This is a genomic window from Bacteroidales bacterium (genome assembly GCA_023229505.1).
GTDB lineage: Bacteria > Bacteroidota > Bacteroidia > Bacteroidales > JAGOPY01 > JAGOPY01.
In genome coordinates this window covers 43,006-68,531 of record JALNZD010000012.1, presented here as the reverse complement: position 1 = coordinate 68,531, position 25,526 = coordinate 43,006, and the positions used below count along the sequence as shown (strand labels likewise).

At 43.6% G+C, this 25,526-nt stretch carries 22 protein-coding genes; 15 read left to right on the top strand and 7 right to left on the bottom strand.

Annotation, left to right across the window (positions count from 1 at the left end):
• The first annotated feature begins 16 nt into the window (after positions 1 to 16).
• The 9 genes from M0Q51_06125 (at position 17) to M0Q51_06085 (ending at position 7,720) form a co-directional block, all read left to right on the top strand.
• On the top strand, positions 17 to 1,093 hold the full coding sequence (locus tag M0Q51_06125; protein ID MCK9399556.1) for an LptF/LptG family permease: 1,077 nt from the start codon (positions 17 to 19) through the stop codon (positions 1,091 to 1,093).
• A 184-nt stretch (positions 1,094 to 1,277) separates the two neighbouring features.
• Positions 1,278 to 2,828: a GH3 auxin-responsive promoter family protein gene (locus M0Q51_06120; GenBank protein MCK9399555.1), complete on the top strand. Its 1,551-nt coding sequence runs from the start codon at positions 1,278 to 1,280 to the stop codon at positions 2,826 to 2,828.
• Between the two features lie 51 nt (positions 2,829 to 2,879).
• Positions 2,880 to 3,497 (top strand): deoxynucleoside kinase, encoded by a 618-nt coding sequence (locus M0Q51_06115; GenBank protein MCK9399554.1) that lies wholly within the window; start codon positions 2,880 to 2,882, stop codon positions 3,495 to 3,497.
• Positions 3,498 to 3,505: 8 nt separating this feature from the next.
• Positions 3,506 to 4,255, top strand: a complete 750-nt coding sequence (kdsB, locus tag M0Q51_06110; protein MCK9399553.1) for a 3-deoxy-manno-octulosonate cytidylyltransferase — start codon at positions 3,506 to 3,508, stop codon at positions 4,253 to 4,255.
• A 53-nt stretch (positions 4,256 to 4,308) separates the two neighbouring features.
• Positions 4,309 to 5,316: an SPOR domain-containing protein gene (locus tag M0Q51_06105; protein ID MCK9399552.1), complete on the top strand. Its 1,008-nt coding sequence runs from the start codon at positions 4,309 to 4,311 to the stop codon at positions 5,314 to 5,316.
• A gap of 25 nt (positions 5,317 to 5,341) precedes the next feature.
• Positions 5,342 to 6,016, top strand: coding sequence for a tRNA (guanosine(46)-N7)-methyltransferase TrmB (trmB, locus tag M0Q51_06100; protein ID MCK9399551.1), 675 nt, complete (start codon positions 5,342 to 5,344; stop codon positions 6,014 to 6,016).
• Positions 6,006 to 6,362, top strand: coding sequence for an MGMT family protein (locus M0Q51_06095; protein MCK9399550.1), 357 nt, complete (start codon positions 6,006 to 6,008; stop codon positions 6,360 to 6,362). Before trmB ends, M0Q51_06095 begins: the two co-directional genes overlap by 11 nt.
• Positions 6,363 to 6,409: 47 nt before the next feature.
• Positions 6,410 to 7,450, top strand: a complete 1,041-nt coding sequence (locus M0Q51_06090; protein MCK9399549.1) for an Mrp/NBP35 family ATP-binding protein — start codon at positions 6,410 to 6,412, stop codon at positions 7,448 to 7,450.
• A gap of 18 nt (positions 7,451 to 7,468) precedes the next feature.
• Positions 7,469 to 7,720 (top strand): NifU family protein, encoded by a 252-nt coding sequence (locus M0Q51_06085; protein MCK9399548.1) that lies wholly within the window; start codon positions 7,469 to 7,471, stop codon positions 7,718 to 7,720.
• Here the strand turns inward: M0Q51_06085 and M0Q51_06080 are convergent, their stop codons facing one another.
• Together M0Q51_06080 and M0Q51_06075 are read right to left on the bottom strand one after the other, a co-directional pair.
• Complete coding sequence (locus tag M0Q51_06080) at positions 7,721 to 9,370, bottom strand: NAD+ synthase (GenBank protein MCK9399547.1); 1,650 nt, start codon at positions 9,368 to 9,370, stop codon at positions 7,721 to 7,723.
• 11 nt (positions 9,371 to 9,381) lie between these two features.
• A complete protein-coding gene (locus M0Q51_06075) occupies positions 9,382 to 10,080 on the bottom strand; it encodes a PorT family protein (protein MCK9399546.1) in 699 nt (232 codons plus the stop codon).
• A 124-nt stretch (positions 10,081 to 10,204) separates the two neighbouring features.
• Here M0Q51_06075 and M0Q51_06070 point away from each other — a divergent pair, with 124 nt between their 5' ends.
• The 5 genes from M0Q51_06070 (at position 10,205) to M0Q51_06050 (ending at position 16,419) form a co-directional block, all read left to right on the top strand.
• Positions 10,205 to 10,801: a PorT family protein gene (locus M0Q51_06070; protein ID MCK9399545.1), complete on the top strand. Its 597-nt coding sequence runs from the start codon at positions 10,205 to 10,207 to the stop codon at positions 10,799 to 10,801.
• Positions 10,802 to 10,834: 33 nt separating this feature from the next.
• The gene (locus M0Q51_06065) at positions 10,835 to 11,827 is read left to right on the top strand and encodes a hypothetical protein (protein ID MCK9399544.1); all 993 of its coding nucleotides are present in this window, start codon (positions 10,835 to 10,837) and stop codon (positions 11,825 to 11,827) included.
• Between the two features lie 97 nt (positions 11,828 to 11,924).
• Positions 11,925 to 13,463, top strand: coding sequence for a YifB family Mg chelatase-like AAA ATPase (locus M0Q51_06060; protein ID MCK9399543.1), 1,539 nt, complete (start codon positions 11,925 to 11,927; stop codon positions 13,461 to 13,463).
• Positions 13,464 to 13,648: 185 nt separating this feature from the next.
• Complete coding sequence (locus M0Q51_06055) at positions 13,649 to 13,816, top strand: lmo0937 family membrane protein (protein MCK9399542.1); 168 nt, start codon at positions 13,649 to 13,651, stop codon at positions 13,814 to 13,816.
• 92 nt (positions 13,817 to 13,908) lie between these two features.
• On the top strand, positions 13,909 to 16,419 hold the full coding sequence (locus tag M0Q51_06050; GenBank protein MCK9399541.1) for a tetratricopeptide repeat protein: 2,511 nt from the start codon (positions 13,909 to 13,911) through the stop codon (positions 16,417 to 16,419).
• Between the two features lie 60 nt (positions 16,420 to 16,479).
• On the opposite strand, the gene M0Q51_06045 is transcribed toward M0Q51_06050, so the two are convergent.
• Genes M0Q51_06045 through M0Q51_06030 form a run of 4 tightly spaced genes read right to left on the bottom strand, consistent with a single transcriptional unit; the run spans position 16,480 to position 21,543 of the window.
• The gene (locus M0Q51_06045; GenBank protein MCK9399540.1) at positions 16,480 to 17,127 is read right to left on the bottom strand and encodes a deoxynucleoside kinase; all 648 of its coding nucleotides are present in this window, start codon (positions 17,125 to 17,127) and stop codon (positions 16,480 to 16,482) included.
• Positions 17,128 to 17,130: 3 nt separating this feature from the next.
• Positions 17,131 to 17,628 (bottom strand): 2-amino-4-hydroxy-6-hydroxymethyldihydropteridine diphosphokinase, encoded by a 498-nt coding sequence (folK, locus tag M0Q51_06040; protein MCK9399539.1) that lies wholly within the window; start codon positions 17,626 to 17,628, stop codon positions 17,131 to 17,133.
• 9 nt (positions 17,629 to 17,637) lie between these two features.
• The gene (gap, locus tag M0Q51_06035) at positions 17,638 to 18,651 is read right to left on the bottom strand and encodes a type I glyceraldehyde-3-phosphate dehydrogenase (protein ID MCK9399538.1); all 1,014 of its coding nucleotides are present in this window, start codon (positions 18,649 to 18,651) and stop codon (positions 17,638 to 17,640) included.
• Between the two features lie 12 nt (positions 18,652 to 18,663).
• On the bottom strand, positions 18,664 to 21,543 hold the full coding sequence (locus M0Q51_06030) for a T9SS type A sorting domain-containing protein (GenBank protein ID MCK9399537.1): 2,880 nt from the start codon (positions 21,541 to 21,543) through the stop codon (positions 18,664 to 18,666).
• 240 nt (positions 21,544 to 21,783) lie between these two features.
• On the opposite strand from M0Q51_06030, the gene M0Q51_06025 reads away from it, so the two are divergent.
• On the top strand, positions 21,784 to 23,163 hold the full coding sequence (locus M0Q51_06025; GenBank protein MCK9399536.1) for a dipeptidase: 1,380 nt from the start codon (positions 21,784 to 21,786) through the stop codon (positions 23,161 to 23,163).
• Positions 23,164 to 23,302: 139 nt separating this feature from the next.
• Here the strand turns inward: M0Q51_06025 and M0Q51_06020 are convergent, their stop codons facing one another.
• Positions 23,303 to 25,432, bottom strand: coding sequence for a thioredoxin family protein (locus M0Q51_06020; protein MCK9399535.1), 2,130 nt, complete (start codon positions 25,430 to 25,432; stop codon positions 23,303 to 23,305).
• Between the last annotated feature and the right edge of the window lie 94 nt (positions 25,433 to 25,526).

Here is a 25,526-nt window from a genome sequence, read left to right as displayed (position 1 = left end):
TTGAAGAAAATTACCTGTGAAAACCATCGATTATTATATCATTAAAAAATTCCTGGGTACATTTTTCTATTCTATTTCCCTGCTGCTCTTAATAGTCATTATTTTCGACCTGTCGGAAAACATTGATAAATTCATTTCCAAGCAGGCCCCGCTTAATTCCATCATCTTCGATTATTATCTTAATTTCCTCCCTTATTTCGTCAATCTTTTCAGTTACCTGTTCACTTTTATCTCTGTCATTTACTTCACCTCGCACATGGCTGCCAACTCTGAGATTATTGCTATTCTCAGCAGCGGGATCAGTTATGACCGCATGCTCCGGCCTTATTTCTATTCAGCAATAATCCTGGCCCTTCTTTCTTTTTACCTGGCCAATTATCTTATTCCTCATACAAACCAGAAAAGGAGGGCGTTTACCGACACTTATTTCCAGAACCTTTCCAAGAGTAAAGATGAGCATATCCATTTGCAGATCAGCCCAGGGACATTTGTTTACATGGAAAGCTTTAATATTAAAAATAATAACGGATACCGGTTTACCCTGGAAAGATTCAAAGGCCATAACATGGAATACAAATTAATGGCTGACCGGATCGTATGGGACACGATCAGCAACCATTGGCTGATTGAAAATTACACAGTCAGGACGATTGATGGCATGAGTGAAAATATCCGGCATGGAACGCATCTGGATACTACGCTGAACCTTTTGCCTGCCGAGTTATATATCAAGAAGGAAAATTATGAAGAGATGACTCTTGGGGAACTCCAACATTACATCAAACAAGAAAAACTTAAAGGAACTGAAGAAATCGTCTTCTATGATATGGAGAAATATAACCGCCTTGCTTCTCCTTTTTCCATGCTGGTCATGACCCTGATCGGTGTTTCTCTTTCCAGCCGGAAGTTGAGGGGGGGAATCGGCATGCACCTCGGCCTGGGCATCCTTCTGACTTTCGCTTATATCCTCTTAATGCGTGTTTCAACCGTTTTTGCAACCTATGGTAACCTTCCTCCATATATCGCTGCCTGGATACCCAATGTGATTTTTACCATTATAGGTTTATTATTGCTAAAGTCAGCACCAAAATGATGTAACGAAGTAACGAAGTAACGGTGTAGCGACGTAGCGAAGTACTTGTTACTTTCACTTCGTTAACTCGTTACTTCGTTACTTCGTTATATCATTTCGTTCATAAATAAAAAAATATCTCCCCTCTCCTTATTTCCTAAAATTGTATTTTTGAGTTTCAATCTGCACAAGCGGAAACCCTGTCATGGCAATCATCAATTCAGTTTTATACTGGTTAATCAAAAAACGGATTCACCAGATTGAACTTTTCATCAAGTACCCTCATGAGGTGCAGGCTGAATGGTTCAGAAAGCTTATTCAGGCAGCAGAAGATACAGAATGGGGTAAACAATATGATTATCATTCGATCAGTACAGTTGAGCAATTTAAGGAACGGGTTCCGATCAGCACTTATGAAGATCTAAAACCTCAGATAGACTTGCTTCGCGAAGGTAAACAGAACATTCTCTGGCCCACGGAGATCAAATGGTTTGCAAAATCCTCGGGAACTACTGATAACAAGAGCAAGTTTATACCCGTCAGCCAGGAATCGCTGGAAGAATGTCATTATAAAGGAGGTAAAGACATGCTCTCGCTTTACTGCAATAATTTTCCCAATACAGCTTTTTTCGATGGCCGGGGCCTGGCCATTGGGGGCAGTCATAAGATCAGCGAGATCAATTCAGCTTCCTATTATGATGGCGACCTTTCGGCCATCATTATACAGAATCTGCCATTCTGGGCCGAATTTATCAGGGTTCCAAAGAAAAGCACAGCTTTGATGGATAATTGGGAGGAGAAAATTGAAATGATGGCTGATGAAGCCATACCGCATAATCTGACCAGCCTGTCGGGAGTGCCCTCCTGGATGCTGTTGTTATTGCGAAGGGTTCTGGAAAAAACCGGAAAGAAGGACATTATGGAGGTATGGCCCAACCTGGAAGTCTATTTTCACGGGGGGGTAAATTTCCAGCCTTACCAGGAGCAATTCCGAAGTCTGATCCGATCGGATTCAATGAATTACATGGAAACTTACAACGCATCAGAAGGTTTTTTCGGCCTTCAGGACCGTTCGGAATCGCATGAACTCCTCCTCATGCTTGATTACGGAATATATTATGAATTTATCCCTGTCATCAACCTTGTAGAAGACCACCCAAAGTCGGTTGGCCTCGATGAAGTGGATACAGAGACTAATTATGCGCTGGTTATCTCAACCAACGCAGGTTTATGGAGATATATGATCGGTGATACGATCAGGTTCACGTCACTCCACCCTTTCCGGATCCAGATTACCGGCAGGACCAAGAATTTCATCAATGCAGTGGGAGAAGAACTGATCGTGGATAATGCGGAGAAAGCGCTTGCTATTGCCTGTAAAAAGTGCCATGCAGTCGTTAACGAATATACGGCTGCCCCGCTATTCATTGAAAAAGAGAACCGTGCAGCACATGAATGGTTGATTGAATTTGAAGTTGAGCCGCCAAACCTGGATTACTTCACTGAAACACTTGACAATGCATTGAAATCACTGAATTCCGATTATGAAGCCAAGCGGTTCCACGATATGGTGCTTTGTCCGCCTATAATTAAAGTACTTCCCCCTTCCACTTTCTATACCTGGCTGAAGGTTAAAGGCAAGCTTGGAGGACAGAATAAAGTGCCCCGGCTTTCGAACGACAGAAATTACGTAGATGAGATCATAAACCTTTCTTCCGGTAAAGATATTGATCAGATCTCATTATCAGACAATTAACCAAAACAACCAGAAAATCAAGTCATCAACCATTAAAACCCCAATAAACCCATGCATATCGCAATAGCAGGAAACATCGGCGCAGGTAAAACCACCCTGACAGAATCCCTCTCGAAACACTTTGGATGGGAGCCCCATTTTGAGGATGTGGAATCCAATCCATATCTCAACAGCTTTTATGAAGACATGCAGCGATGGTCGTTTAATTTGCAGATATATTTCCTGGCCAGCCGTTTCCGGCAAATCGTCAATATACATTCCAGTGGTAAAAATGTGATCCAGGATCGCACCATCTATGAAGATGCGTACATTTTCGCACCCAACCTGCATGCCATGAATCTGATGGAAACCAGGGACTTCGAAAACTACAGCGCTCTTTTTGAATTGATCAGCGCCCTGATCAAGCCCCCCGATCTGCTCATCTACTTAAGATCAACAGTTCCGAACCTGGTAAAGCAAATCCAGAAAAGGGGACGGATATACGAGGAGTCCATCCGTTTGGATTACCTGAAAAGCCTTAATGAAAGATACGAGACCTGGATTTCGAAATATAAGCATGGTAAATTGCTTATCATTAATGTTGATGAGGTAAATTTTGATGAGAACCCTCAGGACCTGGGGTTCGTTATTGAAAAGATCCAGGCCGAGATCCACGGACTCTTCAAATAACCCGGCTTATGAGTATTTTGGGGATAATTCCTGCGCGCTTTGCATCCACCAGGTTTCCGGGGAAACCACTTGTTGATATTAACGGGCGATCAATGATCCTGAGGGTTTATGACCAGGCCCTTCTTTCAGAAGTTTTTCAGGATGTCCTCGTGGCTACCGATGACGAAAGAATTTTTAACCACGTCGGATCTGCCGGTTATCATGTTGTGATGACTTCTGCTGCGCACCACAGCGGCACTGATCGTTGCCTTGAAGCGATGGAAATCTGGGAACGACAGCAGGGGAAAAGCTATGCTCATATTATTAATATCCAGGGCGATGAACCTTTTATCCACCCCGAACAGATCAGAAAAGTCGCCTCTATAATCTCCACCGGTGATGCCCCGCTTGCTACACTGGCTAAATTGATCACCAGGCGTGAGGAGATCTATAATCCTAATGTCGTGAAAGTGGTCTTTAACAAAAATATGGATGCACTTTATTTTAGCAGGTCCCCGATTCCTTACCTTACGCAGGTAAATGAAATTCAATGGACGAAAAAACGAGCCCATTATAAGCATATTGGTATTTACGGCTATAGATCAGAGACCTTGAAATTGATATGTGATTTGCCTGAAGGAATGCTGGAAAAACACGAGTCCCTGGAGCAGCTTCGCTGGTTAGAACACGGGCTCCGGATAAAAATTGAAGTCACACGTTTTGAGAGTGTTTCTATCGATACACCGGATGATTTATTAAAAATTACTAACACAGCTTGATCTTTCGGGCTGCATTTCATACTTTCGTAAAAAATAGTCAAGCTTATACACCCATGCAAACGGCGGAATATTACCTGAAGAATTTATTATTTGGATATGATTGCGTAACCATTCCAGGCCTTGGAGGATTTATTATGCAATCGCAGCCGGCCAGGATCGACAGGGAGAAGAAGCGGATCTATCCGCCGTCGCGATATCCTTCTTTTAACAGCCTGCTCAATCATGATGACGGGCTGCTGATAAGTGCCATTGCAAGGGCTGAGCAGATTTCATACCATGATTCAGGGTTGTTCGTTCACGACTTCGTCAGCAATTGTAAAATAAGGTTATCCCTGGGCGAAAAAATACTGTTGGATGGGATTGGTGAATTTTCCGCCAATCCTGAAGGAGCCATCCAGTTCAGGCATTTGAACAATTCAAATTTTCTCTCCGGGGTATTCGGTATGGAACCTTTGAATATTTATCCTATAACCAGGCCTAAGCTCCAGGCACGGATCGCTCAAAAGCCCGTGGACCGGAAACCTCAGCGGCCAAGGTTAAAACAGTCCGCTTCTGTCAGGTGGACCCTTATGCTTTCGATACCCGTTGTTGTATTCCTGCTTTACGGGATCATTTTCCCGGCATCGGTCCGGAATTTCTATATTAATTACTCAGGAATTGTGTTCGATATTTTACATCCTCAGGTTATCCATCAACCTATTGCTGTTCAGGTTGACAAGAAAGTACCTGTTATGCTCGAAATAGCTAATCTACCTGATGAACCTGCTTTAAAAACCTCTGCAGCTGGTCCTGTTGAGACGTCCGTTGCAGTGGTTGAAAAGGTCACGCCGCAGTCTCCCAGGTACTATATCATCGGGGGATGTTTTGTCAGTGAGGAAAATGCGGTAAAATTCTTCCGGGAGCTTATTAACCGTGGATTTGAGGCGGAAAGAGCCGGTTCAAACAACCGCGGACAAATCAGAATCAGCTATAAGAGTTTTGCAGATAAAACTTCTGCCCTGTCATACCTGCAAACGATCAGGAACGAGGAAAACCCTACTGCCTGGCTTTTAAAATACTGATAAACAATTAGCCGGACCTTTTACTGTGGCAAAGAAAAAGTTATTGCATTTTGCCGAGAACCTCACGTTCAAACATCTTTTCCAGTATCCGAACCAGGGGCTTTTGTCTGATTTTCCGTTGAAAGGCAAATGGCATACCGGCTATTTTCAAAACGACAACCCGGCGACACTCGAATTGGGATGCGGTAAAGGTGAATATACCGTTAACCTGGCGCTGAATCACCCGGAGAGAAATTTCATCGGGATGGATATCAAAGGGGCCAGGCTATGGAAAGGTTGTAAAATGGTGGAAGAACTTGGTTTGAAAAATGTTGCCTTTATCCGCAGCAGGGTTGAATTCCTTGAATCTTTTTTCGCCGGGAATGAGGTTGAAGAGATATGGCTGACATTTCCGGATCCACAACCACAAAGCAACCGGATGCAAAAACGGCTGACCTCTCCTGAATTCCTGGAGAGATATAAAAATATCCTGAAGCCGCAGGGGATTATCCATCTTAAAACTGATAACGACAGCTTATATATATACACACTTGGCGTCATCAGGGAGTATGGCCATTTTCCTGTCTTTTCTTCAGAAGACATTTACCGGCTGGATACTTTTCATGAAGCAACGACTATCCAGACTTTTTATGAAGATATTTACCGGAAAGAAGGAATGCCGATCAAATACATCGAATTTAAACTGAACTATGCAGGCTGACGATTCATTTTTTGAGAAAGTTTATGAAGTTGCGCGGCTGGTTCCGTACGGCAGGGTGACCACTTATGGCGCTATCGCCGCTTATCTCGGGAGCAGGATGTCGGCCAGGATGGTTGGCTGGGCCATGAATAAATGCCATGTCCACCCCTATCCTGTGCCGGCGCACCGCATCGTAAACAGGCAAGGCCTGCTGACAGGCAAGCACCATTTCGGCGGACCACATCTCATGCAGCAATTACTTGAAGGTGAAGGTATTGAGGTAGTGAATGACCGTATACAGGGATTTAAAGACCTCTTTTGGGACCCTGGAAAAGAACTAATCAAGATAGATGACTATGACAGGTAAGGTTATTATTGCTACTTTTGCGGACTTCAAATGAATATGCTGAAAGAATGATGGAAGATAAAAAAGAATTTATTCTCAATGCCTTAAAAGATGTACTCTATTTTCCTAAAGGAAGTGATATCATCTCCCTGAATATGGTAAAGAACCTTACGGTTAATGGCCACCAGGTGAGTTTCACGATAGTTTTTCACAAACAGGACGAAAAGAGTAGGCCGGCTTTGCAAAAGCTATCAGAAGCGGCTATTCATAACCAGGTTGACGAAAAGGCAGAGGTTACTATTGATTTTATCACCGAATTCCCGTCACTTTCCGGTGTAAAGCACATCATTGCGATAGCCTCCGGCAAAGGCGGGGTCGGGAAATCCACGATCGCTGCCAACCTGGCCATTGCCTTGCATAAAAACGGGAACAAAGTGGGGTTACTTGATGCCGATATTTACGGACCTTCGATCCCTATCATGTTCGATGTAGCCGATGAAAAACCGACCCTGGACCCGGATGCTGAAAACGGAAAGATAATGCCGGTTGAAAAATACGGTATCAAGATCCAATCGATCGGTTTCTTTGTCGAACCGGAACAGGCCCTGATCTGGCGGGGCCCGATGGCTACCCAGGCATTGAACCAGTTATTTAATGACACACATTGGGGTGAGTTGGATTACCTGGTCGTTGACCTGCCGCCTGGAACCGGCGACATCCACCTGACCCTGGTACAGCAATATCCTGTTGATGGTATCGCTATAGTTTCGACCCCTCAACAGGTAGCCCTGGCCGATGCGAAAAAAGCTTTCAGCATGTTCAACCAGGATAAAATAAAAGTAAGGATACTGGGACTGATCGAAAACATGTCGTACTTCACCCCTGCCGAACTGCCGGATAACAAATATTATCTTTTCGGCAGGCAAGGGGGCAGAAGGCTGGCTGATGACACTCGGGTGAACCTGCTGGCCGAAATACCGCTGGTCCAGAGCATTTGTGAATCAGGTGATTTAGGCGCACCTGTTGCTCTGGATGAAAAATCTCCCGTCTATAAAGCATTTATAAACCTGGCTACAAATATCCAGGCTCTCATAGAACGTAAAAATTAATCGGATAACTACTGTAAAATGGATCAGGCAAATCATAACGAACTCGAAATCAAGATAAAAAACGTATTGGAACAGATCCGGCCTTATCTGCAGTCAGATGGCGGAGATATTAAATTTGTCGAACTGACAGAAGATAACATTGTCAATGTCGAACTGACAGGAGCATGCGGTTCATGTCCCTATAGCATAATTACCCTGAAAAATGGTGTTGAAACGGCTATCAAGAAAGCGATTCCCGACGTTAAAGCCGTAGAAGCGGTCAATATCTGATCAAATAGCCAAATACCTGGCTACAATCGGCATTCGCCGGCCCATACCGAAAGCTTTTGGAGACACGCGAAGGATCGGCGGGGTTTGATATCTTTTATATTCATTGGTATTGACCAGCCACAGCACCCGCCTGACCATTTCTTCGTCAAAACCTTGTTCCACTAAGTCTTTTGGCCCTTTTCTCAATTCGATGTACTGGTAAAGTATCTTATCCAGGATATCATATTCCGGCAGGGAATCACTGTCCTTCTGTCCATGCCTGAGCTCTGCCGAAGGAGGCTTCTGGATGGTGCTGGCCGGGATCACCTCCCCATTCCGGTTTATATAACGGGCCAATTCAAAAACCTGCGTTTTGTAAACATCTCCCAACACCGAAATCCCGCCGTTCATATCCCCGTAAAGCGTGCCATAACCCACTGCCGCTTCGCTTTTATTCGACGTATTCAAAAGAATATGGCCGAATTTATTGGATAAAGCCATCAGGATGACTCCCCTGATCCTGGCCTGGAGGTTTTCTTCCGCAATATCGAAAGGAAGGTCTTTGAACCAGGGTTTTAAGGTTTGCTGAAGTGTTTCAAAAGAAGAAGAAATCGGGACCGTGTCATACCGGCACGATAAATTTTCAGTCAGGTCAATGGCATCTTTTACGGAATGGTCGGATGAGAATGATGATGGCAGTAATACTGCCCAGACATTCTCCCTGCCCAGGGCTTCGGCTGCCAGGACCAGGGTAACAGCCGAATCGATGCCGCCGGACAAACCCAGTATAGCTTTCTTAAATCCTAGCTTCTGGAAATAATCACGGATACCCATGACCAGCGCATCATGGATCAGAGGTATCCATTTGCCAGGTCCCACATCTTTCGGAGTAAAAGAGTGTGGTGAATTCATTACATCTTCCAGGTCATAGACCCTGAAATCTTCTTCGAAATAGTTCAGTTCATCCCATACTTTCGCCCCGGGACCAATTACCATTGACGCACCGTCGAATAAAAGCTCCGTTTGTGCACCGACATGGTTGACGTAAAATAAGGGAAGATTGTATTTCCTGGCATTGCCCACAAGGACTTCTGCTCTGATCCGTGGCTGATCATAATGAAAAGGAGATGCCGCAATATTAATCATGAAGTCCGGTTTTCCTTTGATAAGCTCATCCATGGGATTAACCACATATAATGGGTCATTGCCGATGTCCCAGAGATCTTCGCAGACAGTCAGGGCAATCTTTTTTCCTTTAAACTCAACCAGGTTAAATTTCCTCCCGGGTTCAAAATACCGGTATTCATCGAATACATCATAGTTCGGCAGCAAAGCTTTGTAATAACTATGGCGGATCTCTCCATCCTCGAGAAATAGTGCGGCGTTTAACAGGTTCTTCCCTTTGATGTCAGGATTTGGCACCGGGCAGCCGATCACGGCGGCAATACCCTTGCAATCCCTGGCAATCACTTTTGCGGCCTGCTGACACCGTTCTATAAAATCATTGAACTCAAGGAAATCGCGGGGTGGATAACCACAAACCGCTAATTCCGCGAAAACGACCAGGTCAGCTCCTTCATTTTTAGCCCGTTCAATGGATTGACGGATTTTGAGGACATTATCCCCAAAATTTCCAATATGATAATTCAGCTGGGCCAGCGCAATTTTCATGGGAATTAGCATTAAAACAAAATCCCGGCACCTAATTCTACAAAATTATGGATCGCCTTCGGTTCTGTGCCGGGTAAGTGAGTGTTATCACCATTGAACATATTATTAAAGGCGTTGTCATATGTGATGTCGATGATCAGTGTTGTCGATCCTTTGATTTTCAGCTCGATCCCTCCTCCGACGATAAGCGACTCGCGCATCAGGGCTATATCATCATCGATATTATGCTTTGATTCAGATTTTTCGCTACCATCATAGATAAAATCGTCGGTTCCTTTGGCACTGAGCAGGAAAGATGTGCCCAGGCCAATTTTGCCGAATGCAATGATCTTGTCCGACAATGCAGTCTGCATCTTAAGGCAGAGCGGTATCTCGATATACTTCAGGTTATATTTCCTGTGCAACTGAACAGTATCATTGACGATACTGCCACCGATTTTTATATCCCTGATTGATGGGTATTCCATCTTACCGCCATTAAAATTCACATTAAAACCTGTGAGGATGGCATAGTTCTCCATGATATAAAATTCCCCGATAAATCCCCAGGTGAAACCTGGTACAATGCCTTCACCCGAATACTCCTCCACATCAGGTTTAATCCAGCCCAGGTTCGCCCCAACCCTCATTCCGAAAAGAACCGGCTTATATTGCGCCTGCGCCTGCGAAACAAGTATGAGAATTAATAAAACAGGCAATAACTTTTTCATCCTGTCGTTTTTATTTTACCGGCAAAATTACATTTAAATTCAATTAGGAACCATTCAGGCGACTAAAGTGACATCCGGAGCAAAACATTAAATAGCTATATTTGCTAAATATAAAGTCATTACTATGAAAAAGATCCTGATTCTGCTGATCGTTTTATTTGCTGCCCTTGATAATTTCGGGCAATTCAGCCTGGGGCCGAAAATAGGTTATGCAACTTCAAAATTATCTACCGATCTCAGTGATATTAAAGAAAGCGCTAAGAATAATTTCCAGATCGGGGCATTTTTGCGATTTGGGAAGAAACTTTACTTACAGCCGGAAGTATATTATTCCACTAGCGGAGGGACTTTGAAACGTGCTGGTACAGATGTTAAGGGAGAAATCAAACTTAAAAACATAAGCATTCCTGTTCTGATCGGCTTTAAGCTCATCGATGCCAAAGTTATTAATCTACGCGTTATGGCAGGACCTGTAGCAAATTTCATCATCGATAAAAAGGTGGAATTTGATGATTTATATCAGGATCCATTACAAGATAGTGATTTTAAAAACATTGCCTGGGGAATGGATGTCGGTGCGGGGGTGGATGTTTTCTTCCTGACACTGGATGTCAGGTATGAATTCGGGCTGAATAACATTTACAATCCCCCGGCTGGTGCTGATTCCCAAAAAATCAAAAGCAATTTATTCATTGTCAGCCTTGGTTTTAAAATCTTCTAGTATTCAGCATACTGTTCCCGAAGTATATTTTTCATGAATAAGTTCACTCTAGCTGTTCTCTGGTTTACATTAGTATTTATTGCTGCTGGTTGTCACCCGGGGATAAACACGCATGAACAGCAGACCCAGGTTGAGAAAGTCAGGATTGCCGATTACGGCAAGGCTCTTTTCGCGCTTGATCCTTTAAAAGTGAAGGAAGGTCTTGATTCCCTCTCAGGTGAGTTTCACTTTTTTATCGGAGATGACCCTGATACGCTGAAAGTGATCCAAATCCAGGATTTTATCAATGATCGGTTTAACCGTGAACTATTCAGAAAAAGCGGGGAAGTTTACCCTGACCTGAATTTTTTAGAAGATGGGCTGACAAAAACTTTCGGGAATATCAAAGCTGTTTACCCTGAATTCCAGATCCCTCGTGTATATACTTATATCTCCGGACTGTTATATGAGTTCCCGGTCCAATACATTGACAGTGTTATTGTTATTGGGATTGATATGTTCCTTGGTTGGGATTTCGAACAATACCGGGCAGCGGGCCTTCCTGTGTATTTGACACGCAGGATGGAGCCGGCAAATATCATCCCGGAATGTTCCCGACAGATTGCTTTTTCTTTACTGCCGGAAAACCCCCAGACCAAAACTTTGCTTGACCAGATGATTATTCATGGAAAAGTGTTGTATGCCATGGATTTATTCGTGCCTGGAACACCGGACAGCCTCAAGATCGGTTATACAAAAAGCCAGTTGAAATGGTGTTTTGAAAATGAATCAGAGCTCTGGCGTTTATTTATCGATCAGGAAATGCTATTCCGAAGTGATCCGGCATTGAACAGCCGTTTTATACAGGACGGTCCTTTCACGGCCGGGCTCCCTGATGGGTCACCGGCTATGCTCGGCAGATGGACAGGTTGGCAGATTGTCAGAAGCTTCATGAAAAAAAATTCTGGTATTACACTTCGCCAGCTATTTGAGCTTGCCGATTCACAGCAAATTTTGTCCCAATCGGGTTACAAACCAAAAAAATAAAAAAACCTTCCTGACCACCGGGTATATTTTACCTTTTTTCCGGATAAACAGACAAGGAAACCAGATCTGTTTTTCAAATCATTAATCCGGAAATAAAATGCTTGTAAAAACTTATGGATGTGCTCTTTATGGCATCAATGCCGTTACCATAACGGTTGAAGTAAATATCGAACAGGGGGTAAACTTTTTCATGGTTGGGCTTCCCGACAGTGCGGTCAAAGAAAGTCATCAGAGGATTGAGGCTGCACTCAGGTATATTGGTTACAGGATACCTGGTAAAAAAGTGGTGATCAATATGGCGCCTGCTGATATAAAAAAGGAGGGTTCGTCGTACGATCTGGCCCTTGCTATTGGTATTTTGGGTGCTTCAGATCAACTCATCCCAACTCATATCGGGGATTATGTGATCATGGGAGAGCTTTCTCTTGATGGTGGAGTTATGCCAATAAAAGGAGCACTTTCTGTTGCGATAGAAGCCCGCCGCAAAGGATTCAAAGGGTTGATCCTTCCCATGGCCAACGCCAGGGAAGCCGCTATTGTGGACGGCCTGGAAGTCCTTGGTATCGAAAATATTACCGAAATAATCGATTTTTTCAATGGCAAGACTTTGATAAAACCGGTTAAAGTGAACATTGAGGAAGAGTTTTTCCGGAACCTGAATAATTATGAGTTCGATTTCGCAGATGTGAAAGGGCAGGAAAACATTAAGCGAGCACTTGAAATTGCAGCGGCCGGCGGCCACAATGTTATACTCATCGGGCCGCCGGGATCAGGAAAAACCATGCTGGCCAAACGATTGCCGTCCATCCTTCCTCCACTGAGCATTGATGAGGCACTGGAAACCACCAAGATCCATTCTGTAGCGGGCAAATTGAGGAGAAACGATGCCCTTGTCACTATCAGGCCATTCCGGTCGCCGCATCATACTATCAGTGATGCCGGGCTGGTGGGAGGTGGGTCGTTTCCACAACCCGGCGAAATTTCTCTCGCACAAAACGGGGTGCTGTTCCTGGATGAACTGCCCGAATTTAAACGATCTGTCCTGGAGGTTTTACGCCAGCCTATGGAAGAAAGAGTGATAACTATCTCGCGAGCCAGGTCATCCATTGAATTCCCTGCGAATTTCATGCTTGTAGCCGCCATGAATCCCTGTCCATGCGGCTATTATAACCATCCAAAGCAGGAATGCGCCTGCTCGGCCGGGATAGTGCAGAAATACCTGAATAAAATTTCAGGTCCCCTCATGGACCGTATCGATCTGCATGTGGAAGTTATCCCTGTTCTATTCAGGGAACTATCTGCTTTTGCCCGTCCGGAAAGCAGCAGCATTATCAGGGAAAGGGTGATTAAAGCAAGGAAAATACAGGAACAGCGGTTTAAAGGAAGCCAGGGCATCTATTGCAACGCACATATCCCTTCTAAAAAACTGCTCTCAATCTGTCAGATCGGGGAAGAAGGTCAGGCTTTACTTAAAAATGCGATGGACAGGATCAACCTGTCAGCCCGTGCTTACAGCAGAATCCTGAAAGTTTCCAGAACTATTGCAGACCTGGAAGCAAGCAACTCCATACTTACCGAGCACCTGGCCGAGGCTATCCAATACCGGAGTCTTGACAGGGAAAGCTGGGGAGCATGATATAATTGCAGTAAAGTACAGGCCTGTTAAACACAAATGTGTGAATGATGTAACTAATTCCTATAATTATGTAACGATTGCCGGAATAGAGAGACCTATCTTTGTTAATCTAACAATATAATCACAAACTTTTTAAACTTACATTCATCGGAGATCTACTTTACATAATAGCAGTAATCTTAATTATCGGTTGGGCAGTCGGATTTTTTGCCTTCAGTGCTGGAAGCATCATACACATGCTTCTTGTTATTGCATTTTTTGCAATAATATTGAGGATTATCAGAGGAAGAAGAGTCTTAAAAAAGCATCGCTATATTAACAATATTTATATTTATCAGACAAAAAATAATTAACCTTTTTTTTTATTTGGATTTTTTATATTACTCCTTATCTTTGTATCTTAATAATTGCCAAATATTCCGTAATTAACCTAAAATTACTTCATATGAAAAAAATTTACGATTTTATTTTAAGTTGTATCATTGTATCAATGATTGGCATTTTACCCATCCTGACTTTTGCGCAGGATGAAGGGACAGATTCCACAATGACCAGAAAAGAGAAAAGGCAACAATTTGACAAGTACTTTTTCGTCAATCTGAATGCCGGAATCAAGTTTAATCACGCAGACATCGCCCTCGATAGATGGCCGGCCCCTATTGATAGCTGGCGTTTTGGTTATGGAGGCATGTTTGGCTGGCAGTTCCATCCTGTCTTTGGTGTCAGGACACAAGTTTCTGCCGGAAAACTCAATGGTGAGCGTAAGACAGAATGGTGGCTGCCTTATGATAAAGTTTATTATAATGCAAAAATTTTCGACTATGCCCTGGACGTTACTATCAACTTCAGCAATCTGATCTCCGGATACAACCCGGACAGGCTGCTTGATGTATACGGAATCATCGGTGCTGGCCAGACACAATGGAGAACCGAAGCATTCGATGCCACAACTGACCTTTTGATCAATAGAAATGGCTACGGTGATGATCCAGTAGAAATGGACGGAACAAAGAAAGGTTTTGGTGAGAGAACAATGGTACTTGAAGGTGTCACCGGACTTGGTCTGGCATTTCACCTGAGTCCCAAATTTGACATTAACGTGGAATATGAATTGAAATTTGTCGACTCCGACCGCCTTGACGGTTTTGCAGTTGGTTCAATGCCGGTTTATAGTGATATGTACGGCTATGGCTCTCTTGGTCTGACGTACAAATTTGGAAAGACTGACCCATTGAAGAAAATGGAAAAGGAATTCAATACAGTTATCTGGAAAGCTGAACCTAATCCGCTGGAAGCTAATGGTGGCAAAGTTGCTATCAAAATTACAGGCACGTTCCCCGATGGCTATTTCAGCCCGAAGGCCGCTATGTACGCCGAACCTTATCTTGTTTGCGACGGCAACAAGATCCCGCTGAAACCCATCCTGCTGAAAGGCACGGATGTCGGTGGAGAAGGGATTGTCATTTCAGAAGATGGAGGCTCTTTCACCTATGAAACAGTTGTGGATTACAATGAAAGTTGCCGGGTCGCTGAATTGTATGTCGAACCTATTGCTTTCATTCCTAAAACTGATCTTCCGGCAGATTTAACCAAAGAAGCCATCGAGAAGGATTATAAGTATGTGCAGCTCCCGGCTATAAAACTGGCTGACGGAACCATTGTCACCTCGACAAGGTTTGCTTTCAACCAGACAGGAGTAATCGTTCCTCACGGATATCAGAAAGAAGCCATCATCAGTAAAGAGGCTAAAATCTTCTTTGAAGTGAATAAATATAACCTTAATTGGAATGTGCCGTTGAACAAGGTGGACGCTAACAAAGCCAAGCTTGCCGAACTGGTTGAATTCGTAGGATTAGGTTATAAGATCAAGGACATCAATATCGATGGCTGGGCATCACCTGAAGGAGAAGAAACCTTTAACCAGGGCTTGTCAGAAAACAGGACCAAAACAGCTCAAGGATATATGATCGATAAGATCAAGGGTCTCATTAAAGCCAAAGGTTCCAAGCTGACTATCAAAGATGCAGCAAAGGATATCACTTACAACCTGGCTCATCACGGACCTGACTGGAACGGATTCATATATGGTATCCAGAATTCCGATATCAAGGATAAAAACATCATCCTGAACGTGATCAATTCCGCTGGAACCCCGGCTAAGAAAGAACAGGAAATCAGGAATATGGTTGTGATCTATCCTGAAATTGAAGCAAATTTCCTGCCGCCGCTCAGAAGAGCTGAGATCGTTGTGAATTGTTATGAACTTAAGAAGACTGATGAAGAAATCATCGGGCTTTCTACTTCAAATCCTCGTGGATTAACTGAGCAAGAGTTGCTTTATGCTGCTTCTCTCCAGAAGGATAAAAAGGCACGCCTCGATATATACAAATCTGCTATCAACATTTACCCTGACAGCTACAAGGGTTATGCTAATGCCGGAGCCATCGAAATTGAGATGAATGATCTTACAGCCGCCAAGGCTCACCTCGAGAAAGCTGCCAGCATGAACCCGAACAGCGGGGAAGTCCATAACAACCTGGGTATTATTTACGCCCTCGAAGGTAATTATGCAAAAGCCGATGAACATTTCACCAAAGCCGGTCAGCTTGGCACCGATGCCAGTTACAACCTGGGCGTGATCAGTATACAAAGGGGTGAATACTCCAAAGCTATCAGCCAATTTGGTAATAAAACCTGCGATTACAATGTGGCCCTTGCTTACATTGCATCCAAGAATTACCCGCCGGCTGAAAAGCAGTTGAACTGTGCCCCGAAAGATGCCCAGACTCATTACCTGATGGCTATCCTGGGTTCAAGGACCGCCAATACTGCTATGTTATTTGAGAACCTTGGCATAGCCATCCAAATGAATCCGGCTTACAAGGAAGAAGCTAAGATCGACAGGGAATTTATTAAATACTATGCTGATCCCAACTTTACCAGCCTGGTCAAATAATTGAAATTAGGATAATATGAAAAGAGGCTGCTTTTTTGAAGCAGCCTCTTTTTTTTATAATCAGATAAAAACACGATGGATACCAATGTCATAATCCGTGCCGATAACCTTCAGAAATGCCTGGTAATCCTTCTCATTTTCCATAAAATCGGCCTTGTTTGTATCGATGATCAGAATCCTTAGACCGTTGAGGGAACGAAAATGGTTGAGGTAACCGGCCTGAATCTTTCCCAGATAGTCATCCTGGATCAGTCGCTCATAATCCCTTCCTCGTTTATTTATATTTTCTTTCAACCGGGGAATATCAAGATAGAGATAAACCAGTAAATCGGGCCGTGGGAGAAAAGTGCTGATGATCTGAAAAAGCCTGGAATAAAGATTGAATTCGTCCGCTTTCAGATTGTTTTTGGCGAAAATCAGGGATTTGTCGATAAAGTAATCAGCAATGGTGATGGTCTTGAACAGCTCTTGCATGGCCAGTTTTTCTTTCAATTGCTGATAACGGTCGGCCAGGAAAGACATCTCCAGTGGAAAAGCATAAATATCAGGCTGTTCGTAAAATTTGGGGAGGAAAGAATTGTCTTCAAATCTTTCCAGGATTAATCTTGCGTTAAATTCTTCAGACAAGCGTTTGGCCAGCGTTGTCTTTCCTGCTCCAATATTTCCTTCAATTACAATAAAATTATATTTAAGCAATGATGTTGTCACTATTTATAATTTGGGTCGATAAGGGTAAACATTCAATGTATCCGGGCACTCTCTCATAAGGTCCGATATAGATTTCCGGGAACCAGGGTGAATCATGGACCGGTCTATTTCAGATAAGGGCAGCAAGGTGAACATCCTTTCCGGAATTTTAGGATGAGGGATAGTAAGTTTATCTTCTGAAATAATCTCATCGTTATAAAAAAGGATATCTATGTCGATCGATCTGGAAGTATAGCCCTGATCATCAGCACGATGCCTGCCAAGTTTTTTTTCGATCCTTAAAATTTCCTCAAGCACCTGGATGGGCCTGTACTTGGTTTCAATCCTGATAACCTGGTTCAGGAACCGATGTTCAGATTGAAAACCCCATGGTTCGGATTCATAAACAGAAGATTCCCGGGTTACGTTGCCGATTCTTGATGATATGGCTTCCTTTGCTCTTTCCAACAAGGCAGAGCGGTTATCCAGGTTGCTTCCCAAAAGGAGATAAGCGAAATTCATCGCGGCAAGTTAAATAAATTTTCCGATCAGTTCAACCAGGCGGGAAGCATATCCCATTTCATTATCATACCAGGCAACAATTTTAACCAATTTGTTTTTTTCTCCAAGTACGGCAGTCAAACCCGCATCAAATACTGCTGAATGGGTATTTCCAATAACGTCCACCGAAACAATCGGATCTTCGGTATATTCGAGTATTCCTTTAAGACTTCCCTCAGCGGCTTCTTTAAACTTTAGATTGATTTCTTCCCTTGTGGCTGGATTTTTCAATGTGCACGTCAGGTCAGTCAGTGAGCCATCCGCAACTGGTACGCGGATCCCTGCCCCGCCCAAGTTGTATTTCAGATGGGGGAATATTTTTGTAGCAGCTTTAGCGGCCCCTGTGGAGGTGGGGACAATGGAACAGGCTGCGGCCCGGGCTCTGCGTAAATCTTTATGAGGAGCGTCAAGAAGGTTTTGATCTTTAGTATAAGAATGAACTGTTGTAATAAACGCGCTCTCGATACCCCAGTTATTATCCAGGATCATGATGAGGGGGGCGACATTATTGGTAGTACAGGAAGAATTGGAGATGATGACATCATTTTTGTCTATGATTTCGTCATTTACCCCTAAAACGACGTATTTCACATCATCGCTTTCATTTTTAGCAGGGGCGGATATGATCACTTTGCGAGCGCCTGCCTCCGTCACGTGACGGATAGCATCGGGTCTTGACACAAACTTACCGGTGGATTCTATCACAATATCAATCTGAAGATTTTTCCAGGGTAATTTTCCGGGATCTTCTTCAGAGAAAACAAGGACTTTGGTATCGTTCACAAGGAGATAATCCCCGTTATTCAGGATGGTGCCCGGAAAACGCCCATGCACGGAATCATACTTCAAAAGATGGGCCAGGGTCTTTGTGTCGGCCAGATCATTGACAGCCACAACTTCTATCTGGTCATTTTCCAATAGTTTCCTGAAAGTGATCCTTCCAATCCGCCCGAATCCATTAATCGCAACCCTGGTTTTTGCCATGATAATGAACGGCTATTGCAATAATATCTTCCTGACCAACACCTTTTCTTCACCCACCAATTTCAGCAAATAGATCCCTTTCGGTTGGCCTTCGAGGTGGAAAGAACCCTTATAATCGCCGGAAGGAGGTGCCATGATAATCTGGTCAAATATTAAATTTCCGTGAATATCAGATAATTGCATATCAACATTTCCACTCAGGCCCTTCCACTCAACCTGAACTTTCCCGGTTGTTGGATTGGGATAAATATAAACATACGTCTCATCTGATGCCTCATTTACTCCCGAGCATTGGGCAAAGTCAAACGTTACCTGTATTGTATCTGTTCCAAAACAACCCAGATCATTTTCAACGCGTACCCAGATCTTCTTCATGTCGAATCCAATCCCGGTAGTCCCGATGGAAACGGATGATTCATCAGATCCGTTCGACCAGTAATAAGTCATTCCAGGCAGGTTAACGCTGAGTTTTACTGTATCATAAGGGCAAGCCAGGATATCTGTTCCCAGGTTAACCAGTGGAGGCTGTGAGACTTCCACATCCACCGATGCCCCGAAATAATTAAACTGGTCAAAAACCTGAACGGTATAAGTTGTGCTGAGGACCGGAGTAATAAATGGTTCTCCTTCCGTCGAAGAAAAGCCTGCAGGCAAAGAACTCCAACTGTACGTATAATCTGGATTTCCCCCGCTGGGCAAAGCATGAAGCTGAGTAGTTTCACCCCGGCAGATGACAGGATCGGTTATGTCTGCAGTAACGGCCAATGGCCCGCCAATAACCACGACTGTCACCAGGTCTTCCCCCGCACTCACGCAACCGGTAGTGTTATCGGTAATGCTGAGCCTGAAAAGCGTTGTTTCATATAATTTTACCGTTGTAGGGGTCGGTGAATAAGGGTTGATCAGCTTATTGAATGGTTCCCAGAACCAGGAATAATTTCCGGATCCTTGTGAACCTGAGCCATTTAAATAGCCCACGGTGCCATGCCAGATTGTATCGTTTTCGCCGGCCTCCGGAACAGGTAGGTTCATCACTTCTACGGTCACATTTCCTGTTACAGAATTATAGCCATCGTTAATCGTTATATAATAGGTTGTGGTCACTAAAGGCTCCACTATCGGGTCCGGAATATCCGAATTAAATCCCGGGGGACTAGAAGTCCAGGAATAGCTATAATTTTCCGAACCCCCGGCAGCGTAAGAGAAAAGATGTGATGACTCACCCGGACAGATTGCACCGGGATAAGCCACCGGGCCTACATTCAGGGGTCCCCCGGTAACAAAAAGAACCATCTGGTCAATATCCTGGCAACCACCCGCCAGGTCTGTGACCGTAAGTGTGAATTGAGTTGTCTGCTCCATCAGAATGGTGGTGGGCATCGCGTCGGTAGGATTAACTAACTTATCTGCAGGTTCCCAGCTATAGGTATATTCACCTGAGCCCTGGCTTGCTGAGCCCTGGAGGTTGGTATTTGTCCCGTAAGGGATACTCAAATCCTGTCCGGCATTGGATTTGGGGCCATTTACCGTAACCCTTATACTGTCGGTGGTCATGGAATCACATAAGGCAGTAACAGCGACATGATAGGTTGTAGAGATCAGCGGGCTGACAGTAATGTATTCTGTTGTATCACCCGTACTCCAGCTAATGGAATAGGGTTCAAATCCATTGATATTTTCAATGCCAATATTGGCCTGCGTTGCGCAATTGATTATGGTATCCGGCGTCATGTCCAGGGATAGCTTATAATCCATCAGGGTGATAAGAATTGTATCGTAATCAATGCCGCAAAGTGAAGAGTTATAAACGATCCGGATATTTTCAACCCATTCGGTGAACTGGTCAGGGATGGTGATAATATCCATCCATGCCTGGGTGTAACCTTGCTGAAAGAAAACAGAATCAGGAATTCTTTCATAATCAACCCCGTTAATGGCTGACCCGGATATTGTCAAAGGCAGGTAAAAATCCTGATCAGGCTGCTCCGACAGTGTGAACAGGATGGAAGCATCGCTGCAACCTTCAATGGTAAAATTTACATCAGGTTGTGAATATTCAATTGCCGATGAAATACCCACACTGGAAAAACTGTTGGCCTCCAGGAATACTCCGGAATCATAAATATGATCATACCCATCCCCAATGGCTAACTTGATATGATAAGTTTCACAGGGAATGACAGTGGCCCAGGCTCTGAGGACCGTTGTGAATGCATCGTATTGAGTAAACTGCTGGGTATTATTCACAAAAAACACGCAATTTTCACAATTATCAGGACAATTATAAGGGTTCCCGCAATTTACTGTATTGATTGAAACGGCTATCTCGGAAAGTGGGATCAGTGCAATATTCTTGCTGTCGTTGGAGTAAGGCCCAGTAATGCCAGGGCCGCTGATAAAGAAACCAAATGCATCGTTGTATTGTTGATTAACGTATTCGTGATATTCTTCGGAACCAAAAACATATTTAAATGAAACCGTGCTGGATTGGGGAATAAAGTCAAATTCAAGCACACAGGCGTCGAAGGTTGCAATTCCCGCGATAGCGGTCAGGTCCGGATCGCCGGGCTGGCCCGAATCTTGACCTGCATTGCCAGCATTGTTTGGCCCAGGTGCAATAGTTACATTACCGGAAGTCAGAATTATCCCATCCTCGATGCCAATATTTCCCGGACCACCCCAAAATTCCCCCCGTGAAATATTATTTCCTGTATAAGTAATATTACTCGTGACCACGCCTCCGCCGATAAGAATTTCCTGCACCATTTGCTCAGGTGTTATATTACTTGATACATGAAGCGTATCAGCTTTAACCTGAAATGATACGAAAAAGGCTACAACCATAAATGTTGTAAGCGATGTAGACAGTTTGCGGGAGTAAGAATTTTTCATCTGGAAAGGTATTTATAAGGGATTGATCTTATGGATTTAACATGATTAGATTCCCTCTGATTTGCAAATATAATTAAAAAAAAGGTCGTTATCAATCTTAAATAAAATGAATAAAATGACTTTGACACCACCAGGGTCCTCTTTTCAGCTATATTACAATATTTTGCCCTTCTTTCAGTTAATATTTTTATTTATATCATTTTACAATCAATGCTACATCATTCAAATACCAGTTAACCTATGGAAGATATTAAAAACTACATTGAGCAAAACAAAGAAAATTTCCTTGAAGAATTATATGGTCTGATTCGCATTCCTTCCATCAGCAGTGAGACTGCCCACAAGGATGATATGTTGAAAGCGGCGGATTACTGGAAAGAAACCCTGCTGAAAGCCGGTGCAGATAAAGCTGAAATTTTCCCAACTGCAGGCAATCCTGTTGTTTATGGAGAAAAGATCATTGATCACGCAAAACCTACTGTATTGGTTTACGCGCATTATGACGTCATGCCTGTTGATCCTGTGGAACTTTGGCACACCCCTCCTTTTGAGCCCCGGGTAAGTGAAGGGAAGATATTTGCCCGCGGAGCTGATGATGATAAAGGACAGTCTTTCATGCAGGCCAAAGCATTTGAATATTTTGTTAAATCCAACACATTGCCATGTAATGTGAAATTCATGATAGAAGGAGAGGAAGAAGTCGGATCGGCTAACATGGGAAAATTCTGTGATGATTATAAAGAAATGCTTAAAGCAGATATCATACTGGTCTCCGATACGAGCATGATCGCTCCCGATATTCCTTCAATTACCAGTGGGCTGAGGGGGCTCAGTTATATGGAAGTTGAAGTGACCGGGCCGAACAAGGACCTGCATTCCGGTTTGTTTGGCGGAGCAGTTGCCAACCCCGCGAATGTACTGGTCGAAATGATTGCTTCCCTGAAAGATAACAAACAACGGATCACCATACCTGGTTTTTATGATGATGTAATTGAAATCCGTCAAGAAGAAAGGCAGAAAATGGCCACAGCGCCTTTTAACCTGGAAGCATACAAGAAATCACTCGATATTAGCGAGGTTTGCGGTGAGGCAGGCTATACAACCCCGGAACGCACCGGAATCCGGCCTACGCTGGATATAAATGGTATCTGGGGGGGCTATACCGGTGAAGGCGCCAAAACAGTCATCCCTTCAAAAGCTTATGCAAAGATTTCCATGCGGCTTGTGCCCAACCAGGATCATAAGAAAATCAGCAAACTGTTCGAAGATCACTTCAAAGCTATCGCTCCGCCTTATGTGAAAGTAAAGGTAACGGCACTTCATGGCGGGCAGGGTTATGTCTCTTCAACAGATATGCCTGCATACCTGGCCGCAGAAAAAGCCTACTTTAAAACTTACGGCAAAATGCCCGTCCCTGTGAGAAGTGGCGGCAGTATCCCTATCATTTCGACTTTTGAAGATAAACTTGGTATCAAATCGATCCTCATGGGCTTTGGGTTGGAATCAGACGCCATCCACTCACCTAATGAAAACTTCCCGCTAAATCAATTCTTCAAAGGGATCGAAACAATTGTGTATTTCTATGGGTTCTATGCTGAAGCAATGAAAAATAGAAGTTGAATTGTTTTAATTTTTTTTAACCACTAAGACACTTAGACCACTAAGAAACACTAAGGATATCAGCAAATAAAAATATATTAACCATTCTTTGAAAATTTTAGTGCCTATAAGTGCCCTTAGTGCCTTAGTGGTTAAAATACTACGGATGTAGTTTCCTGAATTCTTCAATCCCTTTATCAAGAAAACTGATATAATCATTGATATCAGGTTCAAACCCAATCGCCGGCGTGAGTGTGTTGCCGTTATTATCCATCAGGACATAGTATGGCTGCGCATTGACACCAAAATGAGTGATCTGGAGATCAGTGTTCTTCCGGCCGATTGTCTTTTTCACCTTCCCATCAAAGGTTGAAGTGACCCATTCATTTTCCGGAAGTTCATGATTATCATCGACATACAATGCGATAATTACATAATCGTTCTGAAGTCTTTTAAGAACTTCAGGGTCAGACCAGACATTCTTTTCTATAACCTTGCAGTTAGTGCAGGCATACCCTTTGACATCGAGGAACACCGGCTTATTAAGCTTTTTAGCGCAGGCAAGTCCCTGTTCGTAATCGAAATACCCTTTTAATCCATAGGGCAGGTCATAACGGTCCGAATACTTAGGTTCATCACACAAACCGCTGTAATTACTGTTGCCGGGAGACACAACGCTGATATTTTGTGTACTTTCCCGGATGATCTCATCGAGATCCCAGGAAGATTCCGAGGGCAGGTAACCGGACACAGCTTTCAGCGGTGCGCCGAACAATCCGGGGAACAGGTATAGGACAAAAGTGAAGGAAGCAATGATTAACAAAAGCCGGGGCACAGCGATATGCTCTAACGGGCTGTCGTGTGTAAATTTTATCTTTCCCAGCAGATAGAAACCTAATAAGGTAAATAGCACCATCCACACGGCGATATAAACCTCACGGCTGATCCCCCATCCGAGGGCCTGGTTGGGGACGAGGAGATATTTCATGCCAATCGCCAGGATCAGGAAGGCAAGGACGACTTTGACTGAATTAAGCCAACCGCCTGATCTCGGCATTTTATTCAACCATGAAGGGAAGAAAGCCAGGATGGTAAAAACAATGCCGAACGCCAGCGAAAAGCCAAACATCCCAACGATTGGCTTGATGACCTGTCCGGTTGCCGCTTCCACCAGGATACCGCCCACAAAAGGCGCCGTGCAGGAAAATGAAACCAGGACGAGGGTCAATGCCATGAAGAAAGCTCCGACGTAGCCTCCTCTGTCAGCATGCCGGTCTGACTTGTTAGTCACTGAGGCAGGGAGAACAAGCTCGAACATACCGAAGAAGGATATGGCAAAAAAAGCAAATAATAGGAAAAAGATCAGGTTGGTGATCCAGTGTTCACTGACCTGTTTGATCATATCGGCACCGAATAAGGCAGATACCAACACGCCGATAACTGTGTAAATGAATATGATAGAGAGGCCGAATACCAGAGCCTGTAATCTGGCTTTCAGTTTATTCTGGCTGGCATTCATAAAGAAAGTTACGGTCATGGGGATCATCGGGTAAACGCAAGGGGTAAGCAGACTTATAAATCCAATCCCGAGGGCGATAAAAAAGAAAGTCCAGAGGGAAATGGAATCCTCTTTTCCCCGAACTTTTAGAGTTTGGGTTTCCTGAAATGAAGAGGAAACCAAAGGTTTTGAATCGATCGGGGTAATTGTCGGGGATGATTCGGTCCTGGACTTTCCAGGATCGCTGGGGGTATTTTCTTCTTTTGTTTTTAGGAGTGATGATGATTCCTCTGCTAACCGCACTTCTTTATTTTTTTCTTTCCTTGTTTTTTCAATACCGGGCAAGTTAAAAGAGAATTCAACAATTTCCGGGGGAAGACACCTTCTATCGTCACAAGACATATATTCAAGCTCGCCGGTAACCTGGAAAGGCTTATCAGATTTCATCTTCACCCTTTGTTTAAACTTAGCGTTATCATTAAAGTAACGAAGATCCATCTCAAAAGCATTGTCGTACTTTTCGATCGCTTTGGGCATTTCCAGTTTACCCGCCAGCTCATAATCTTCAGACGGGTTGAATTTGAAGGATGTTGGAATCGGCCCCCCCTTAGGGATATCGGTTCCATAAATATGCCATCCTTTGTCCATTTCGGATTTCAGGATCAGTTCAAATTCTTCATTATTGATCTTCTTCGTGTCAAAAGACCATTTTACCGGCTGCAGGATTTGGGAATTCGTGGTAAATAAAAATGCCAGGAGCAGGAATAGCGTTGAAAAGAGGACTTTTTTCATTTTAAAAATATTCGGTTTTCACAAGTTGACAAAAATATAAAATAATCGCAAACCCTTGCTTAGTAAAACCTCTACGAGGTATTAAAAGTTTAAG

Bases quoted from the DNA above. Each gene is read 5' to 3' on its own strand.
- M0Q51_06120 (MCK9399555.1), top strand. From the start codon at position 1,278: ATGGCAATCATCAATTCAGTTTTATACTGGTTAATCAAAAAACGGATT.
- M0Q51_06115 (MCK9399554.1), top strand. From the start codon at position 2,880: ATGCATATCGCAATAGCAGGAAACATCGGCGCAGGTAAAACCACCCTG.
- kdsB (MCK9399553.1), top strand. From the start codon at position 3,506: ATGAGTATTTTGGGGATAATTCCTGCGCGCTTTGCATCCACCAGGTTT.
- M0Q51_06105 (MCK9399552.1), top strand. From the start codon at position 4,309: ATGCAAACGGCGGAATATTACCTGAAGAATTTATTATTTGGATATGAT.
- M0Q51_06095 (MCK9399550.1), top strand. From the start codon at position 6,006: ATGCAGGCTGACGATTCATTTTTTGAGAAAGTTTATGAAGTTGCGCGG.
- M0Q51_06090 (MCK9399549.1), top strand. From the start codon at position 6,410: ATGATGGAAGATAAAAAAGAATTTATTCTCAATGCCTTAAAAGATGTA.
- M0Q51_06085 (MCK9399548.1), top strand. From the start codon at position 7,469: ATGGATCAGGCAAATCATAACGAACTCGAAATCAAGATAAAAAACGTA.
- M0Q51_06080 (MCK9399547.1), bottom strand. From the start codon at position 9,370: ATGAAAATTGCGCTGGCCCAGCTGAATTATCATATTGGAAATTTTGGG.
- M0Q51_06075 (MCK9399546.1), bottom strand. From the start codon at position 10,080: ATGAAAAAGTTATTGCCTGTTTTATTAATTCTCATACTTGTTTCGCAG.
- M0Q51_06070 (MCK9399545.1), top strand. From the start codon at position 10,205: ATGAAAAAGATCCTGATTCTGCTGATCGTTTTATTTGCTGCCCTTGAT.
- M0Q51_06065 (MCK9399544.1), top strand. From the start codon at position 10,835: ATGAATAAGTTCACTCTAGCTGTTCTCTGGTTTACATTAGTATTTATT.
- M0Q51_06060 (MCK9399543.1), top strand. From the start codon at position 11,925: ATGCTTGTAAAAACTTATGGATGTGCTCTTTATGGCATCAATGCCGTT.
- M0Q51_06050 (MCK9399541.1), top strand. From the start codon at position 13,909: ATGAAAAAAATTTACGATTTTATTTTAAGTTGTATCATTGTATCAATG.
- folK (MCK9399539.1), bottom strand. From the start codon at position 17,628: ATGAATTTCGCTTATCTCCTTTTGGGAAGCAACCTGGATAACCGCTCT.
- gap (MCK9399538.1), bottom strand. From the start codon at position 18,651: ATGGCAAAAACCAGGGTTGCGATTAATGGATTCGGGCGGATTGGAAGG.
- M0Q51_06030 (MCK9399537.1), bottom strand. From the start codon at position 21,543: ATGAAAAATTCTTACTCCCGCAAACTGTCTACATCGCTTACAACATTT.
- M0Q51_06025 (MCK9399536.1), top strand. From the start codon at position 21,784: ATGGAAGATATTAAAAACTACATTGAGCAAAACAAAGAAAATTTCCTT.
- M0Q51_06020 (MCK9399535.1), bottom strand. From the start codon at position 25,432: ATGAAAAAAGTCCTCTTTTCAACGCTATTCCTGCTCCTGGCATTTTTA.